This is a genomic window from Thiorhodococcus mannitoliphagus, from assembly GCF_010915725.1.
Lineage (GTDB): Bacteria > Pseudomonadota > Gammaproteobacteria > Chromatiales > Chromatiaceae > Thiorhodococcus > Thiorhodococcus mannitoliphagus.
Genome location: NZ_JAAIJR010000052.1, coordinates 20,145 through 35,855 on the forward strand (window position 1 = coordinate 20,145; position 15,711 = coordinate 35,855).

The window sequence follows — 15,711 nt, forward strand, 5'->3', positions numbered from 1 at the left end:
AGCCACATGGACATCGATCAAAAGTCTTCGGCGAAGAAGAAAGGGCTGGGCCGCGGTCTCGATGCCCTGCTCGGTGCCGCGCGCACGCCGCCGGTTGCGGTGCTGTCGAGTCCTCAAGGCGACGCCGCGGCTAATCCCGCCAGTCAGGTTGCGCACTTGCCGCTGGAGCACATTCAGCGCGGTCGCTATCAGCCGCGTCGCGATTTCGATGCGGATGCGATGCGCGAGCTGGCCGATTCCATCATGGCGCAGGGCGTGATCCAGCCCGTCGTGGTGCGTCCGCTGTCGGAACCCAGCGAGGGCGGCGCGCGCTATGAACTCATCGCCGGTGAGCGCCGCTGGCGGGCCTGTCAGCAGGCAGGTGTTGCGGAGATTCCGGTGGTGATCCGCGATGTCGATGAGCAGGCCGCACTGGCGATTGGGCTCATCGAGAACATCCAGCGCGCCGATCTCAATCCCCTGGAGGAGGCGAGTGCGCTCGCGCGCTTGATCTCCGAGTTCGGCCTGACGCATCAGCAGATCGCGGAGGCTGTCGGCAAGTCGCGCACCATGGTGACCAACTTGCTGCGGCTGCTCGAGCTGGAGGCGGACGTCAAGGCGCTGGTCGAGCAGAGCCAGTTGGAGATGGGGCACGCTCGCGCCTTGCTCGGTTTGAAAGGGGTTGCCCAGAGTCAGGCGGCGAAGCAGGTCGTGACCGCAGGGCTCTCCGTGCGCGAGACCGAGCGGCTGGTGAAGCGGCTCCAACAGGCGGAGGAGGACTCGGCGGAGAGCGCTCCGCCGCCAGGGCTCGATCCCAACATTCGACGCCTGCAGCTTGATCTGACCGACAAGCTCGGTGCTCAGGTCCAGATCCAGCATGGTACCCGTGGCTCCGGCAAGCTGGTCATCGCTTACAACACCCTGGACGAGCTTGATGGCATCCTCTCGCACATCAAGTGAGTCGGTTTCATCAGCTGCCGCGCGCCTTGCGACCGCTAAGCGGAGCGAATGGGTGCATTAAAGTCTTTGAGGTCCGTTGACCCAATATCGATGACCCCTTATACTGCCCGCCCGGTGAGCCAGGCGCTCACCTACTCGCGATTGTCTGATGCAACAGCCTGACGTGCGCCAGGTCAAGAAGATCGTAACGATCCAGTTCATTCTTGGCTTGGTCTTAGCAATAGCAGCTTTGCCGTTTGGCGCTCCAGTTGCAATTTCAGTGCTGATCGGGGCCGGAACCTGCGTGCTGGCAAACGCCATGCTCGCTGGTTGGGTTTTTCGCGAATACCGTGCTCAAAAGCCAGAGCGGCTCGTTGCTCGTTTTTACGGCGGCGAGGTCGCCAAAATTGTATTGATTGTCGGCGTATTCGCCGTTGCCTTTGCAACGCTCGACGACTTGAACATAGCGGCATTGCTTGCGGCCTACTTCGTAGTCCAGGTGGTTGCGACCATCATTGCCGCTCAACTGGACAGCCGAACCACGAAGTGAGAATGATCTGATGTCTTCTTCTGAAACGCTCACCTCCCAGGAGTATATCCAGCACCATCTGACCAATCTCACGCTCGGAGTCCATCCGGAGCATGGGTTCGGCTTCGCTCATAATAGCGCGGAAGCCGGTGAGATGGGGTTCTGGGCGATCAACGTCGACACGATGTTTTTCTCGATTCTCTTGGGTGTCGTCTTCATCTGGCTGTTTCGTAAGGTCGCCGATAACGTGACCGCCGACGTTCCCGGCGGCGCGCAGAATTTCGTCGAGTGGATCGTCGACTTCGTCGAAGAGAACGTCCGCGGCTCCTTCAGTGGGAAGAATGCCATGGTGGCGCCCTTGGCGCTGACGATCTTCGTCTGGGTCTTCTTCATGAATCTGATGGACCTGATTCCGGTCGATCTCATTCCGCACCTCTTCGCCCAGCTCATGGCTGTCTTTGGTGCGAATCCGCATCACGTCTACCTCAAGGTTGTCCCCACCACGGACCCCAACGCCACCTTCGGTATGGCACTGATGGTCTTCTTCATGGTGCTCTACTACAGCATCAAGATGAAAGGCATTGGTGGCTTTCTCGGTGAGTTGACGCTGCAGCCTTTTGGCAAGTGGGGTATGCCGGCGAACCTCATCCTTGAAGGCATCAGCCTCTTGTCGAAGCCCGTTTCACTCGCGCTGCGGTTGTTCGGCAACATGTACGCTGGCGAGATGATCTTCATCCTGATCGCGCTGCTCTACAGCGGCGGCGTGGTTCTGGCTGGAACGGCTGGCGTGCTGCAGTTCGTCTGGGCCGTCTTCCACATCCTCATCATTACGCTTCAGGCCTTCATCTTCATGGTGCTGACCATCGTCTATCTCGACATGGCCCACCAAGAGCATCACTGACGGCGTTTGCTGGTCTTATTTCTCGAACTTTTTTATCCAACAGGCTTTTCAGTCTCAACTCACTTAACCCTTGGGGGATCTCATGGAGCTCGAAGTCGCACAAGCATTCGCTATGGCTATCAAATTCATCGGCGCAGGCCTGATGCTCGGCCTCGGTGCGGTTGGTGCCGGCGTTGGCATCGGTATCTTGGGTGGCCGCTTCCTGGAAGGCGCTGCTCGTCAGCCTGAACTCATCCCGATGCTCCGTACTCAGTTCTTCATCGTCATGGGTCTGGTCGACGCGCTGCCGGTTATCGCGATCGCCATGGGTTTGTACCTGATGTTCGCTGCCTAATACCGCGTCCGGCTCAGCCGGGGCCGGGCGACCGCCTGTCACCCTGCTTCGCTTAAGGCTAAGGCACGAGGCAAGTCTATGAATATCAATCTGACCCTGTTCGCCCAGATGATCACCTTCGCGGTGTTCGTTGGGTTCTGTATGAAGTACGTCTGGCCGCCAATCGTTAAGGCATTGGCGGAGCGCAAGGCAAAGATCGCTGAAGGTCTCGCCGCCGCTGAGCGTGGTCACCAGGAAAAGGCTCTTGGTGAGCAGCGCGCGCTGGAGGTGATGAAGGAGGCGAAGGCAACGGCTGCCGAGATCGTCGGTCAGGCGCAGAAGCGTGCGACCGACATCGTCGAGGAAGCCAAGTCCGACGCACGCGTCGAGGGCGAGCGCATCGTCACGGCAGCGCAGGCCGAGATCGAGCGTGAGACCAATCGAGCGCGTGAGGAGCTGCGCGAGAAGGTCGCGACGCTGGCCGTGGCTGCCGCCGAGAAGATCCTTCAGAAAGAGATCAACATCGACACCCATCGCTCGATCGTTGACGATTTCGCCAAGCAGCTCTAGGGGTTACCCATGGCCGGAGATATCACCACCATCGCGCGCCCCTATGCCGAGGCGGTCTTCGAGCGCGCTAAGGAAGCCGGGCAGCTCGATGCCTGGTCCGAGGCGCTAGCGCTGCTGGCTGGCGTGTCGAGCGACGCGCAGCTGGTCGCTCAGATCGGCAATCCGACGGTGTCGAGGGAGTCGATTCGGGATCTCATCCTGGAGGTGTGTGGCGATGCCCTCCCGGGGGAGGCCGTCAATCTCGTGAAGCTGCTCGCCGAAAACTCGCGGTTCGAGGCCATGGCCGAGATCGCTCGACTCTTCGAGGAAAGGCGCGTTGCCGATCAAGGCGTCCGGCAAGTGCTGGTGCGGACTGCATTCGAGGTGGATGCCGCGCAGCAGGATGCGCTCGCGAAGGCCCTCTCGAGGCGTTTGGGCGGTCAGGTCAACCTTGAGGTCGAGACTGACAGCACCCTGATCGGCGGCGTCGAGATCCGCGCCGGCGACCTCGTGATCGATGACTCGGTCCGCAGCAAGATCAAGCAACTCGCCCACGCTTTGCAATTCTGAACTGGACACCGCCATGCAACTGAATCCATCCGAGATCAGCGATCTCATCAAGCAGAAGATCGAGAAGTTCGATCTTCAGACCGAGGCCCGGACCGAAGGGTCCATCGTGAGTCTGACCGACGGCATCGTGCGTATCCACGGCCTGTCCGACGCTCAGTACTACGAGATGCTCGAGTTCCCGGGCAATACCTATGGACTGGCGCTGAATCTCGAGCGCGACTCAGTGGGCGCGGTGGTCCTGGGCGACTACACGCACCTGACTGAGGGCGACTGGGTCCGTTGTACCGGGCGCGTCCTCGAAGTGCCGGTCGGCGAAGGTCTGCTCGGTCGCGTCGTCGACGCCTTGGGTAACCCGATGGACGGCAAGGGCCCCATCGAGGCTGCCGGCTCTTCTCCGATCGAGAAGGTTGCCCCTGGTGTCATCGCCCGTCAGTCCGTCGACCAGCCCGTGCAGACCGGTCTCAAGGCCATCGACGCCATGGTGCCGGTCGGTCGTGGTCAGCGTGAGCTGATCATCGGCGACCGTCAGACTGGTAAGACCGCTGTCGCCATTGACGCGATCATCAATCAGAAGGGCACCGGCGTTAAGTGTATCTACGTCGCCGTGGGCCAGAAGAACTCCTCCGTCGCGACCATCGTGCGCAAGCTCGAGGAGCACGGCGCCATGGACCATACGATCATCGTCTCGGCGCCGGCGGCCGAGTCGGCGGCGATGCAGTTCCTCGCGCCCTATGCTGGTTGCACCATGGGTGAGTATTTCCGGGACAAGGGCGAAGATGCGCTCATCGTCTACGACGATCTCACCAAGCAGGCCTGGGCCTATCGTCAGGTTTCGCTGCTCCTGCGCCGTCCGCCGGGGCGTGAGGCCTATCCGGGTGACGTCTTCTATCTGCACTCGCGTTTGCTCGAGCGCGCCGCGCGCGTCAACGCTGACTATGTTGCCAAGATGACCGACGGCAAGGTGACGGGTAAGACCGGATCCCTGACCGCGCTGCCGATCATCGAGACGCAGGCCGGTGACGTGTCCGCCTTCGTCCCGACCAACGTCATCTCGATCACTGATGGTCAGATCTTCCTCGAGACCGATCTCTTCAACGCGGGTATCCGTCCTGCCATCAACGCCGGCCTCTCGGTGTCTCGTGTTGGCGGCGCGGCACAGACCAAGATCATCAAGAAGCTCGGCGGCGGTATTCGTCTCGCACTCGCCCAGTATCGTGAGCTGGCGGCTTTCTCGCAGTTCGCTTCCGACCTCGACGAGTCGACCCGCAAGCAGCTGCAGCGCGGTGAGCGTGTCACCGAACTCATGAAGCAGCTGCAGTACTCGCCCATGAGCGTCGGTCAGATGGCGATTTCGCTGTTCGCGGCGAATGAAGGCTACCTCGATGACGTCGACGTCAAGAAGGTCGTGGATTTCGAGCATGCCTTGCAGAGCTACATTAAGTCCGCGCAGGCGGAGTTGCTCGCAAAGATCGATTCCACGGGCGACTACAGCGACGAGATCCAGCAGGGTATGCACGCTGCGATCAAGGACTTCAAAGCCAATAACACCTGGTAAAACAGCCACCAGCAGCTAGCTGCCAACCTCTAACGGAGGTCTCGGCGGCTGGCGCGGTGCGTTTTGACAAGTATCGAACCTCCTCAGCCCCAGACCGAGCGTCTGGCGGCTGGATGCCGGAGGCTGGGAGCTAAAGAATGGCAGGCGCCAAAGAAATCCGCACCAAGATCGCGAGCATCAAGAGCACGCAGAAGATCACCAAGGCCATGCAGATGGTCGCGGCCTCCAAGATGCGCAAGGCCCAGGATCGCATGTCCGCCTCCCGCCCCTATGCGGAGAAGATGCTCCAGGTCATCAGCCACTTGGCGAATGCGACTCCGGAGTACCGTCACTCCTATATGGCGGTGGAGCGCGAGCGCAAACGCGTCGGCTACATTGTTGTCTCATCTGACCGCGGACTCTGCGGCGGTCTGAACAGCAATTTGTTTCGTCGGTTGCTTGGCGAAGTCAAGGAGCAGCGCGCAGCCGGTGTTGAGCCGGTGTTCTGCACGATCGGCTCCAAAGCCCTCGGGTTTTTCAAGCGCTTCGGCGGCGACGTCAAGGCGCAGGCGACGCAGCTCGGCGACAAGCCGCATATCGAGGACCTCATCGGCACGGTCAAGGTCATGCTCGATGCCTTCGAGTCCGGTGAGATCGATGCCATCTATGTCGTGAGCAATGAGTTCGTGAACACCATGACTCAGCGCCCGGTGATCCGCCAACTGGTTCCCATCGTCGGGGACGAGCCCGACAACATGCCCTATCACTGGGATTACATCTACGAGCCGGACGCGCGCACGGTGCTCGACGCCCTGCTGACGCGCTATATCGAGTCGCTGGTCTACCAATCGGTGGTCGAGAACGGTGCTTGCGAGCAGGCCGCTCGGATGGTTGCGATGAAGGCCGCTTCGGACAATGCCGGCAACTTGATCGGCGAGCTTCAGCTCGTCTACAACAAGGCGCGCCAGGCCGCGATCACGCAGGAAATCTCCGAGATCGTGAGCGGCGCGGCCGCTGTTTGATCGTCGTGCCGACCCAGTTTTGAGACCAGATCCAGACAGAATCGCTAGACGCCGCAAGGCAGAAGAGGAAAAGACTTATGAGTTCCGGTAACGTGGTGGAAATCATCGGTGCCGTCGTGGACGTTCAGTTCCCGCGCGGCGAGATGCCTAAGGTCTACGATGCCCTTAAAATCGAGTCGACTGGGCTGACGCTCGAGGTGCAGCAGCAACTCGGCGACGGCGTGGTGCGGACCATCGCGATGGGCTCGACCGATGGCCTGCAGCGCGGCGTTGAAGTCGACGCGACGGGCGCCCCCATTCAGGTACCGGTCGGTCAAAAGACCCTGGGCCGTATCATGGATGTCCTCGGCAACTCTATCGACGACTTGGGTGAGGTCGACACCGAGGAACGCTGGTCGATCCACCGCCCGGCGCCCAAGCTGGAAGATCAGGCGGCCTCCACCGAGATCCTGGAGACCGGCATCAAGGTCATCGACCTCATCATGCCCATCTCCAAGGGTGGTAAGGTCGGCCTCTTCGGCGGCGCTGGCGTGGGCAAGACGGTCACCCTGATGGAGCTGATTCGCAACATCGCGGTCGAGCACTCCGGTTACTCGGTGTTCGCGGGCGTCGGTGAGCGGACCCGTGAGGGTAACGACTTCTATCACGAGATGAAGGAGTCGAACGTCCTCGATAAGGTCGCCCTGGTTTACGGCCAGATGAACGAGCCTCCGGGCAACCGCCTGCGTGTGGCCCTGACCGGTCTCACCATGGCCGAGTACTTCCGTGAGGAAGGCCGCGACGTGCTGATGTTCATCGACAACATCTACCGTTACACCCTGGCAGGAACCGAGGTCTCGGCACTGCTCGGTCGTATGCCTTCCGCGGTGGGCTACCAGCCGACCCTGGCCTCCGAGATGGGCGCCCTGCAAGAGCGCATCACCTCGACCCGTACTGGCTCCATCACCTCCTTCCAGGCCGTTTACGTACCTGCGGATGACTTGACCGATCCGTCGCCGGCGACCACCTTTGCGCACTTGGACGCGACCCTGGTGCTTTCGCGTCAAATCGCCGAGCTGGGTATCTATCCGGCCGTGGATCCGCTGGACTCCACCAGCCGTATCCTTGATCCCAACGTCGTTGGCTCGGATCACTACGACACCGCGCGCGCCGTTCAGGGCGTCCTGCAGCGTTATAAAGAGCTGAAGGACATCATTGCGATTCTGGGTATGGACGAACTCTCCGAGGAAGACAAGCTCTCCGTCTCCCGCGCCCGCAAGATTCAGCGCTTCCTGTCGCAGCCCTTCTTCGTTGCCGAGGTCTTCACCGGCGCGCCCGGAAAGTTCGTCTCGGTCAAGGACACCATCAAGGACTTCAAGGCGATTGTCGCGGGCGAGTACGACCACCTCCCCGAGCAGGCCTTCTACATGGTTGGCGGAATCGAAGAGGCCGTGGCCAAAGCCGAAAAGATGGCCAGCTAAGGGGATTTTCCCATGGCAATGACAATCCATGTCGATATCGTCTGTGCCGAGGGCGCGATCCACTCGGGCACTGCAACCATGGTGTATGCCACCGCCGAGATGGGCGAAGTCGGTATTGCACCGCGCCATACGGCGTTCATCAGCCGGCTGCGGCCGGGTGACGTCCGGGTGGAGAACGAGCATGGTCAGCAAGAGCATTTTTATGTCTCTGGCGGCATGCTCGAGGTCCAGCCTAACGTGGTGACTGTCCTGGCGGACACGGCGATCCGCGCCCATGACCTCGACGAGGCGGCTGCCTTTGAGGCCAAGCGGCGCGCCGAAGAGGCGCTCGCGGGCCACACTGCGGAGTTCGAGTACGCCAAGGCGCAAGCCGAGCTTGCCGAAGCCGTGGCTCAGCTGCGTGCAATCGAGAAGCTCCGTAAGGTCAAGGGCGGCTGATCGACGCATCACCACCTATCGGTTTTATGTAGCCAGGGCTTCCAAGCCCTGGCAAACCAGGCCAGGATGGCCTGGCTACGCAGGCTTGGAGCGGCTGTTCCGGTTGATTTCGGGAAACCGATAGGTGTTGAGGATCGACGCTAAGTCGCTTTTCTGTCCTCCGTCTCGCCCCTATAAGCGCCCCTGCCTCCCCGGCAGGGGCGTTTTCGTATTCGCGGCTCGAGCCGCGCGACGTCATGCATCCTCAGACTCACAGGGAGTAGTGTATGGCGACTGCCTTATACCGATGTGCGGTCAGTCGAGATAACAACTTCAATCTCATTCGTTTTCTCGCTGCCGCTCTGGTCTTGTTCAGCCATAGCTTTCCGCTAGCAGGCAAAGGGGACGACGAGCCGCTTTACGCTCTGGTCGGCATGTCCTGGGGTAGCCTTGCTGTCGACGTCTTTTTTGTGACCAGCGGTTTCTTGATTGCCCGTAGTTTTTTCGAGCGCAAGAGTCTCCTGGCCTTTGCCTGGGCGAGACTGCTCAGAATCTATCCGGCGCTCATCGTCGCCGTCTTGTTTTCCGCCTTGATCGTCGGCGGGATTTTCACCACGCATGGGCTTGCGGCTTATCTCAGGGACCCGCAGACCCGCGAATACATCCTCACCAATAGCTATTTGCTCTCCGGCATCAAGTTCGGTTTGCCCGGTGTCTTTGCCGACAATCCTTACAAGGATGGCGTCAATGGTTCGCTCTGGACCCTGCCGTACGAGGTCAAGCTCTATATCCGTTTGGCGCTTGGCGGCTTGCTCCTCCTCTATCTCCAGCGCTATTTCGGTCGGCACTTCCTCAAGATCTCATTCTTGTCGATTGCGCTCGTCTCGATCCTGCTCAATATCGGTAATCACTTCCAAGGCGATAGCTCCGAGCACTTCATTCGATTCTCTGCCACCTTTTTCGCCGGCACCGCCTTCTATCTCTTTCGAGACCACATCATGCTCTCCTCGAAGGCGTTCTGGGCACTCAGCCTGCTGCTCTTGCTCTCCCTCCTCCAGAAGGATCTGTTCTTCGTCGTCTATAGTCTTGGTTTGCCCTATCTGATCATTTACCTTGCCTATGCGCCCTCGGGCGTGCTCAAAGCCTTCAATGGGTTCGGGGATTACTCCTACGGCATCTACATCTACGCCTTTCCCGTTCAGCAGTCCGTGGCGGCGATGGCCCCGGGGATTGCGCCCCACGCCTTGGCTGCGCTGTCTTTCGCGATCACCTTGCCGCTGGCGTTTGCGTCATGGCATGGCGTCGAGAAGCGATGTCTGAAGATGAAGGGAGGGTATCAATCGTTCGAGCGGAGGCTGCGGAGACTGCGTCTCAAGGTTACTGCCAAGCTGAGCAGGGTGTGACTAGGCGATTTCCGGAAATGACCTCACCCAAATAGACAGGCATCGGCAGGATGGGAAAAGTCCGGCGCTCTGGGCTCGAGCGCAACCTCGACGCTAGACGGACGTGCCCATCTTGCAAGACGCTGAACTGGGATGATGGGCACGCCCGTCGACCCTTGGCACGTCGAAAGAAGCGCATCGTCAGGGCTTTGCCCATCCTCGGGATCGGAACTGCGGGTATATTGTTTCCCGGAAATCGCCTGATGAAGCTACTTTCCAAAACGTTCGGTGATCGGCTAGCGTAGCTTAATAGACGAGCGTTGATCCAGGCACCAGGATTTCGAAGACTTCGAGGATCTGGAGATTGATCGCTCCCGGCAGATCGATCAGCGCGTCCGGCTCCATACCTAGTCGCTCGGCGAGTTTGCACAACGCCTCGCAGTTATCTTCGGTAGGTACGACGGAGTCCGCAAGCACTGCTACTTGGACGATCTGCGCGATTCGCGCCGCAGCGTGCAGGATTTCTGCCTCGATGCGATGCTCTGCCGCCTTAGCGGGATCGAGATGATGCGCGACGGGGCTCCAGATCGACTCGGGGAAATCCCAGTGCTTGAGCAGTTCGGCACCAAGGTCGGCATAATCGAAGCCGAACACGCGCTGCTCCGCCTTGTCGACCGCGAGTCCGTCCTGCTCGACCAGTCGCAAGACTTCGGCATACGCGTCCGCGCACTGGGTGAAGAAAATCAATTTACCCAAACTGTGCAGCAGGCCGGCGAGAAAGAGACGTTCGCCGTCGTGTGGTCCGCAATGTCCGGCAAGATGACGCACGGCGATGGCGCATGCGATGCCATGCAGCCAAAATCGCTCCATGTCTACCTGCTGGCGCGACAAGCCCTTGAACATGTCCACTGTACAGGTAGCGATGACCAGTTCGCGCAGGGCGCGGTAGCCAATCAGGCCAATTGCCTGCGATACCGTCGCCACTGGCTGTGGGCGTGCATAGAGTGCGCTGTTGACTAAGCGCAGCAGACGTGCAGACAATCCCGGGTCGCAGATGATCACCTCTGCGAGATCGCTGGGTCGCGTTGCTGGCTCATCAATCAATCGATTCAGCCGTAACGCCACGTCAGGAAAAGACAACAGGGTGTCGGTCTGATTAACGAGCGCCTCAGGAGTCATTGTCGTTGAGTGCTCCGTCGTATGGCTATTAGTACCCTAGGCCCTAAACATACTGTTGGCGCCACCATGCCGCAATGTCGCTTGCGATCGCAGCGCGCTGCGCTCAATGGGCCAGGGTCGCGGGTTTCATCGAAAGTGCGCAGAATCCCTGTCGACTGTGCTTGGCGGCAAAGCCCCGCGTCCTTCACCAGCACGACATCGGGTGTACCGACCCTAGGTCGTGTCGGCAACACTGACGATAACAGAGCCGTGAGCGTCAGGGGTAGTGTTTTCTCCGGAGGCCAGGACGGATTTGTCCTGCCTGAGAAACCTCGGGTAAACATGAAGTTCCACGCTGCGCTGTGTTGCATCCGTCCTTCGCACGCTCAAGAGCGCTGATCTGCAGATTCGTCCGCTCGACCATCGCAGCGAGGTGGGTGCGCACGCGATCCTTTTCTCGTGCATGCTCGCCGACCACGTCAAGTGGCACATGAGCGAGGCGTGGTGGGCGTTCCTGTTCGTTGATGAGGATCAGGCGCGCCTGGCCGAGCGCGACCCGGTGGCGCCGGCGACGCGCTCCGAGACCGCCTTCGAAAAGGCGGCCAGCAAGCAGCTCGCTGATGGCTCGCCGGCCCATAGTTTTCGCACTCTATTGCACGAACTCAGCGCCATTGAACGAACTCAGCACCATGGTGCGCACCAGCTGTCGGCGGTCACTATGCCATCTCCGGAGACGAGATCTTCCAGATCGGGTAGTGCCCTTATCTATAGGATGATAGCTTTATTAAACCATTGATTTGAAAGCGTATAATTTCTCGCCATCCTATAGATTGTGGCACTACCCCAGATCGATACCACGCCCAACGTCAAGCAGGCTCAAGCGCTCGATCTGATCCAGCAAATCCGCCTGTAGCTAGACGCATGCCCCAAGATTCTCTCGAAACGTTAGCAGGATCAATTGCATAACGCTTCGCATCGGCTGGAACTTCGGCTTAGACCTCTGCGCTTCGGACAATGCTTGTCGCAGTCGGGGCGAATGAATTCGCCTCTACAGATCCTGCGAGTATTGCCTTTCCCGCAAATCGCCGGATGCCTCTCGGATGATGCCTTTGCCGGTCAGTCGGACGACCAGAACCAGTCCGCGACCAGTAAGCCCGCCATCGCCCAGAGCGAGTAGCGCAGGAGGCGCCTGTAGGTGTCTAGGTGAAGCCGCCGACGCACGCGGATTCCGAGCCAAAGGGCAGTCAGCACCGCTGGCAGGATCAACAGGCTCAGCTTGAGCGTGGCCAGATCGAAGGCCCCGTTGGTGGCGAACCCGATGATCTGCCCGGTCTTGCTGGTGACGAAGCTGAGGTTGAAGGCCGCGACCATGAGGGTTGGATGCATTCTGGTGTAGAGCGCGAAGATCACCAGAACCGGCGCAAAGATGTTGACGACGCCCGCCAGCAGTCCGAGCAAGAGGCCCAGGAGTGCCAGGACCCAGGGTGGCGCCCGCCGCTCGCGCTCGGCGCGATGGAAGCGGTCCGTGATGAGATAGGCGACGAGGACGAGCGCGAGCAGCAGGCGAAAGGGCTCGGGGTCGACGGAGAGCAGGACCTGGGTGCCGACGAAACTGCCGACGATGGTGAAGGTGGGAATCGGCCAGAAGATCCGCAGCGCTTCACGCCAGTGACGCTCCGAGAAGATGCTCGCCAGGTTGATGCTGACGGTTGGGATGAGCGTCAGCAGAATGGCCGCGCGCATGTCCATGAAGAGCGCCAGCAGCGGGGTAGCGACCATGGGGAACCCGAAGCCGAAGGCGCCGTGGACGAAGGCGGCGAGCAGAAGAATGGGCAGGAAGGTCAGATCGGGCATGTCCGGCTGAGTGATGGCATGGTCGAGGCGGGAGCTGGGATGGCGGCCCTCATCCTACGCGCACTGGATGGAGGTGTGCAGCAGGCTCCGGACCCTTGTGCTCAGTGGGGTCGGGCTGTCTGCGTGGTTTGGCTGAATCTGGGCAGGGGGCTATATTCGAGAGATGATCGAGGAATCGCCGGCGACGGCGGTGTCGACTCGGCGTCAAGGCGTCACCATGGCCGGGTACTCCCGGCGGCGGCTGACCTTCAGCGGCTACGGAGGCCTGCAGGCGATGAAAGATGATCTCGAGCCCAAGGGGCGAGCGGCGGTCTCTCAGACAGCTGCGGATGCCAATGTCTCAACCGATGTCGAGCTGTCCGACGACGATATCTTGGAGGCCATGCGGCGGATTCCGGGCTACCTCGATATCACGACGGCCGATTTCCGCGCGGTCTATGAACTTGCGCACGCCCAGGCGATCGATCGCTTCCTCGAGCGGCTGCGCGCCGCTGACCTCATGCGCGCGGACATCCAGCCATTGAGTCCGGACCTCCAGCTCATCGACGCGGCTCGGCGCTTCGTCGCACAGGATCTCAAGAGCCTGCCGGTCGTCGATGCCGACGGTCGCGTCCTCGCCATGCTGACGGAGACGGACGTCTTGCGGGCGCTCGGTGCGCGAAGCCTGCTGGCGCTCCTGCTCCAGGATGTCGATCGAGAGGCGACCGCGCTGAAGCGGATTCTGCATCGTCCGGTCGCGGAGCTGATGACGACCCCCGTCGTCACCGTGCCTGAGGCGGCCGGTTTTCGCACTATCGTAGACGCCTTCCGCCGGCATTCGGGGCGCACCATGCCGGTGGTCGACGGCCAGTTGCGGCTGACCGGATTGCTCCTGCGCAAGGACTTTCTCGCTGCTTGCCACCTGGGTGACCTGCCATGAGCATCCCGCGCTACCTGAGCAAGATGCGCGGTACCACGCGCGGCAGTCCGCCTCGGGTCAGCAATGCGGAGGTGATTTGGTCCTGGGTCGGCGCCGCGCTCGGCATGGGTGCCGTGGCCTGGCTGAATCAGCACTTCCTCACGGGCAGCGACTTTAGCTTGATGATGGGCTCGCTCGGCGCCTCGGCGGTGCTGCTCTATGGGGCTCCGCGCAGTCCGCTGGCCCAGCCGCGCAATCTGGTGGGTGGGCATCTGATCTCGGCCCTGATCGGTGTGACCTGCTGGCAGTGGCTGCACCAGGATCCCTGGCTCGCCCAGGCGCTCGCCGTCTCGACCGCGATCGCGCTCATGCACCTCACCAAGACCCTGCATCCGCCCGGCGGCGCGACGGCGCTGATCGCGGTGATCGGCTCAGAGCAGGTGCACGCGAGCGGCTATTTTTTCGCCCTGATTCCGGCAGCGCTCTCCCCGCTGATCCTCTTGGTCGTCGCTCTGCTGGTCAACAATATCCCCAATACACGTCGCTATCCGGAGTTTTGGTTTTAGCGGCTGTCTGAATATTGCAATCGCCCGAGCTGGGCGAATTCATTCGCCCTCCCGCCAGCGCCAAGGGCGACTAAAGTCGCCCCGAGGTTTTTCAGACAGCCTCTTAGCGCGAGGGTGGTTCGGGCTCGCGATAAAGGCTCCTATCAAAGCAGGCTGATCTCGCGCTTGCTCTGTCGTCGGGCTTGAACTTCAGTGCCGCCGCCGTTCGGCTTGAGGCGTCTCGGTCTACCTCGGCACCTTGACCACGCGCCCGCTGAAGCAGCTCTGGCTGCTCGCGGAGACGGAGTTCCGAGGCGCGGATTGGATCAGGCTCGCCAGGTCTGCGGGATCGCCGATGTCACCCTTGAGGCTGATCCAGAGTTCGGTGATGACGTTCTCACCCGTGATCTTCGCGCAGCGCATCTGGATACGCTCTCCCGCGCCGTGTCCGAAGGCATCGTTGAAGCTGTCTTCGATCTCCGTGCGCGTCAGGATGCCATCCAGGTGCGCGACGAAGAGGTCGCGGATCGGCGACGCGTTCAAGGCATCCAAGAGCGCCATGGACTCGGTGAAGTACTCGTCCGGCGTGGCGCCGGCGTCCGGCCCCGTCTTGTCGTCTTCGTAGCAAGCGCCGTGCTTCGGCCACTCGTGCAGATGCAGCCCGGACTGGACGCCCGGCATGCGCACCCTGAGCCGCTCCATGACCACAGGTGACAGCTCGAGACTGGTGTCGCGGGCCTGGCTGAAGGAGCACTCGATCGGGGATCCGCGATCGCAGTAGCAGGGGAAGATGGCCGCGTCATCAAGGTCGTCCGGCCAGAGCCCGTGGAGCGAGAAGTGGGTCGCGTCGTAACGGTCCGAGGTCTGCGAGCGGCATTCTGGCTTGCCTTGGCCGGCGGCGGTGGCGCAGAAACCCGGCTGCCAGCTGGCGGCCAGCAGGTATTCGAGGCTCTCCGGCGCGAGCGCACCGGACGTCGCGGGAGGTGCGCCGCCATCTTCGGGGAGGCTGCCCGGGCTGCTCACGAGGCTGGCACCAGGCGCCAAGGCTCCGCAGCTCATGGACACCCAGCGGGCCTCGGTGACCGGGGCGCCCGGAACCTGGATCTGATAGTGGGTGCCTGGCGTGGCGTTGCGAGCGATGACGTCATAGGCGTGGCGGACCTGGAGCCGGACGTTGCCTGGATTGTCGCCGTCCTTCTTCTTGGTCGCCTCGCAAGCGGACAAGGCGATGAAGTAGCCGTCGAGGTTGACTTGCTGAGCTTGCGCGGGCACCGCGCAGAAGGCTACGTAGAGGGCGGCGGTGAAGAGCGAAAGGTGTTTCATGGCAGGCCTCCTGGCACTTGCTCGAATTGAAGCGTCGTCCTGTCCGGATGGGCGCAGACCCTTCTCGATAGGCGCAAAGCCTCTAGTTTGCCTCGCGGGCTGGTGCGCTGTCGCGGAGAAATCTTGGAGCGCTGGTCGCTCGCTACGCCGTTCTGGGGCGCCGGTCAATTGGAACAATGCCGGCCCGGATGTCGCCATCGGCTTCGAGGGCGCACCCGGGCATCAAACGTCCGGTGAGTATTCCGGCCGAATCCGGACACCTATTCCGATCCAAACCGGACACCAATCCGACGTCAAAGCGGACAGCATTCCGAGCTGAAAGCGGACACTGATCCGAC

General features: G+C 61.2%; 17 protein-coding genes. 14 read left to right on the plus strand and 3 right to left on the minus strand.

Annotated features, from left to right (window positions below):
- Positions 1-6: 6 nt before the first annotated feature.
- From G3480_RS13730 to G3480_RS13780, 11 genes are all read left to right on the plus strand, one after another.
- A complete protein-coding gene (locus G3480_RS13730; protein ID WP_164654459.1) occupies positions 7-939 on the plus strand; it encodes a ParB/RepB/Spo0J family partition protein in 933 nt (310 codons plus the stop codon).
- A 148-nt stretch (positions 940-1,087) separates the two neighbouring features.
- Complete coding sequence (locus tag G3480_RS13735; RefSeq protein WP_164654460.1) at positions 1,088-1,468, plus strand: ATP synthase subunit I; 381 nt, start codon at positions 1,088-1,090, stop codon at positions 1,466-1,468.
- Positions 1,469-1,478: 10 nt separating this feature from the next.
- Positions 1,479-2,348 (plus strand): F0F1 ATP synthase subunit A, encoded by an 870-nt coding sequence (atpB, locus tag G3480_RS13740; RefSeq protein ID WP_164654461.1) that lies wholly within the window; start codon positions 1,479-1,481, stop codon positions 2,346-2,348.
- 82 nt (positions 2,349-2,430) lie between these two features.
- Positions 2,431-2,682 carry a F0F1 ATP synthase subunit C gene (gene atpE, locus G3480_RS13745; protein ID WP_007042874.1) on the plus strand — a complete coding sequence of 84 codons (252 nt, stop codon included), beginning with the start codon at positions 2,431-2,433 and terminating at the stop codon, positions 2,680-2,682.
- Between the two features lie 78 nt (positions 2,683-2,760).
- On the plus strand, positions 2,761-3,231 hold the full coding sequence (locus G3480_RS13750; protein ID WP_164654462.1) for a F0F1 ATP synthase subunit B: 471 nt from the start codon (positions 2,761-2,763) through the stop codon (positions 3,229-3,231).
- A gap of 9 nt (positions 3,232-3,240) precedes the next feature.
- Positions 3,241-3,780, plus strand: a complete 540-nt coding sequence (locus tag G3480_RS13755; RefSeq protein ID WP_164654463.1) for a F0F1 ATP synthase subunit delta — start codon at positions 3,241-3,243, stop codon at positions 3,778-3,780.
- A gap of 13 nt (positions 3,781-3,793) precedes the next feature.
- On the plus strand, positions 3,794-5,335 hold the full coding sequence (gene atpA, locus G3480_RS13760; RefSeq protein WP_164654464.1) for a F0F1 ATP synthase subunit alpha: 1,542 nt from the start codon (positions 3,794-3,796) through the stop codon (positions 5,333-5,335).
- 137 nt (positions 5,336-5,472) lie between these two features.
- On the plus strand, positions 5,473-6,336 hold the full coding sequence (gene atpG, locus G3480_RS13765) for a F0F1 ATP synthase subunit gamma (protein ID WP_164654465.1): 864 nt from the start codon (positions 5,473-5,475) through the stop codon (positions 6,334-6,336).
- A 77-nt stretch (positions 6,337-6,413) separates the two neighbouring features.
- Positions 6,414-7,796, plus strand: a complete 1,383-nt coding sequence (atpD, locus tag G3480_RS13770) for a F0F1 ATP synthase subunit beta (protein WP_164654466.1) — start codon at positions 6,414-6,416, stop codon at positions 7,794-7,796.
- 12 nt (positions 7,797-7,808) lie between these two features.
- A complete protein-coding gene (locus tag G3480_RS13775) occupies positions 7,809-8,234 on the plus strand; it encodes a F0F1 ATP synthase subunit epsilon (RefSeq protein ID WP_164654467.1) in 426 nt (141 codons plus the stop codon).
- 266 nt (positions 8,235-8,500) lie between these two features.
- Positions 8,501-9,616, plus strand: coding sequence for an acyltransferase family protein (locus G3480_RS13780; protein WP_164654468.1), 1,116 nt, complete (start codon positions 8,501-8,503; stop codon positions 9,614-9,616).
- A gap of 285 nt (positions 9,617-9,901) precedes the next feature.
- Here G3480_RS13780 and G3480_RS13785 read toward each other — a convergent pair whose 3' ends face one another.
- Positions 9,902-10,774 (minus strand): HDOD domain-containing protein, encoded by an 873-nt coding sequence (locus G3480_RS13785; protein ID WP_164654469.1) that lies wholly within the window; start codon positions 10,772-10,774, stop codon positions 9,902-9,904.
- Positions 10,775-11,243: 469 nt separating this feature from the next.
- Here G3480_RS13785 and G3480_RS13790 point away from each other — a divergent pair, with 469 nt between their 5' ends.
- On the plus strand, positions 11,244-11,549 hold the full coding sequence (locus G3480_RS13790) for a hypothetical protein (RefSeq protein ID WP_164654470.1): 306 nt from the start codon (positions 11,244-11,246) through the stop codon (positions 11,547-11,549).
- 320 nt (positions 11,550-11,869) lie between these two features.
- On the opposite strand, the gene G3480_RS13795 is transcribed toward G3480_RS13790, so the two are convergent.
- Positions 11,870-12,607 (minus strand): sulfite exporter TauE/SafE family protein, encoded by a 738-nt coding sequence (locus G3480_RS13795; RefSeq protein WP_164654471.1) that lies wholly within the window; start codon positions 12,605-12,607, stop codon positions 11,870-11,872.
- Between the two features lie 163 nt (positions 12,608-12,770).
- On the opposite strand from G3480_RS13795, the gene G3480_RS13800 reads away from it, so the two are divergent.
- On the plus strand, positions 12,771-13,526 hold the full coding sequence (locus G3480_RS13800; RefSeq protein ID WP_240905808.1) for a CBS domain-containing protein: 756 nt from the start codon (positions 12,771-12,773) through the stop codon (positions 13,524-13,526).
- Positions 13,523-14,071, plus strand: coding sequence for an HPP family protein (locus G3480_RS13805; RefSeq protein WP_164654472.1), 549 nt, complete (start codon positions 13,523-13,525; stop codon positions 14,069-14,071). Before G3480_RS13800 ends, G3480_RS13805 begins: the two co-directional genes overlap by 4 nt.
- A gap of 225 nt (positions 14,072-14,296) precedes the next feature.
- On the opposite strand, the gene G3480_RS13810 is transcribed toward G3480_RS13805, so the two are convergent.
- A complete protein-coding gene (locus tag G3480_RS13810; protein ID WP_164654473.1) occupies positions 14,297-15,373 on the minus strand; it encodes a ribonuclease T2 family protein in 1,077 nt (358 codons plus the stop codon).
- Between the last annotated feature and the right edge of the window lie 338 nt (positions 15,374-15,711).

Excerpts from the sequence above, each read along its gene's own strand:
- G3480_RS13730 (WP_164654459.1), top strand. The coding sequence starts at position 7 with ATGGACATCGATCAAAAGTCTTCGGCGAAGAAGAAAGGGCTGGGCCGC.
- G3480_RS13735 (WP_164654460.1), top strand. The coding sequence starts at position 1,088 with ATGCAACAGCCTGACGTGCGCCAGGTCAAGAAGATCGTAACGATCCAG.
- atpB (WP_164654461.1), top strand. The coding sequence starts at position 1,479 with ATGTCTTCTTCTGAAACGCTCACCTCCCAGGAGTATATCCAGCACCAT.
- atpE (WP_007042874.1), top strand. The coding sequence starts at position 2,431 with ATGGAGCTCGAAGTCGCACAAGCATTCGCTATGGCTATCAAATTCATC.
- G3480_RS13750 (WP_164654462.1), top strand. The coding sequence starts at position 2,761 with ATGAATATCAATCTGACCCTGTTCGCCCAGATGATCACCTTCGCGGTG.
- G3480_RS13755 (WP_164654463.1), top strand. The coding sequence starts at position 3,241 with ATGGCCGGAGATATCACCACCATCGCGCGCCCCTATGCCGAGGCGGTC.
- atpA (WP_164654464.1), top strand. The coding sequence starts at position 3,794 with ATGCAACTGAATCCATCCGAGATCAGCGATCTCATCAAGCAGAAGATC.
- atpG (WP_164654465.1), top strand. The coding sequence starts at position 5,473 with ATGGCAGGCGCCAAAGAAATCCGCACCAAGATCGCGAGCATCAAGAGC.
- atpD (WP_164654466.1), top strand. The coding sequence starts at position 6,414 with ATGAGTTCCGGTAACGTGGTGGAAATCATCGGTGCCGTCGTGGACGTT.
- G3480_RS13775 (WP_164654467.1), top strand. The coding sequence starts at position 7,809 with ATGGCAATGACAATCCATGTCGATATCGTCTGTGCCGAGGGCGCGATC.
- G3480_RS13780 (WP_164654468.1), top strand. The coding sequence starts at position 8,501 with ATGGCGACTGCCTTATACCGATGTGCGGTCAGTCGAGATAACAACTTC.
- G3480_RS13785 (WP_164654469.1), bottom strand. The coding sequence starts at position 10,774 with ATGACTCCTGAGGCGCTCGTTAATCAGACCGACACCCTGTTGTCTTTT.
- G3480_RS13790 (WP_164654470.1), top strand. The coding sequence starts at position 11,244 with ATGAGCGAGGCGTGGTGGGCGTTCCTGTTCGTTGATGAGGATCAGGCG.
- G3480_RS13795 (WP_164654471.1), bottom strand. The coding sequence starts at position 12,607 with ATGCCCGATCTGACCTTCCTGCCCATTCTTCTGCTCGCCGCCTTCGTC.
- G3480_RS13800 (WP_240905808.1), top strand. The coding sequence starts at position 12,771 with ATGATCGAGGAATCGCCGGCGACGGCGGTGTCGACTCGGCGTCAAGGC.
- G3480_RS13805 (WP_164654472.1), top strand. The coding sequence starts at position 13,523 with ATGAGCATCCCGCGCTACCTGAGCAAGATGCGCGGTACCACGCGCGGC.
- G3480_RS13810 (WP_164654473.1), bottom strand. The coding sequence starts at position 15,373 with ATGAAACACCTTTCGCTCTTCACCGCCGCCCTCTACGTAGCCTTCTGC.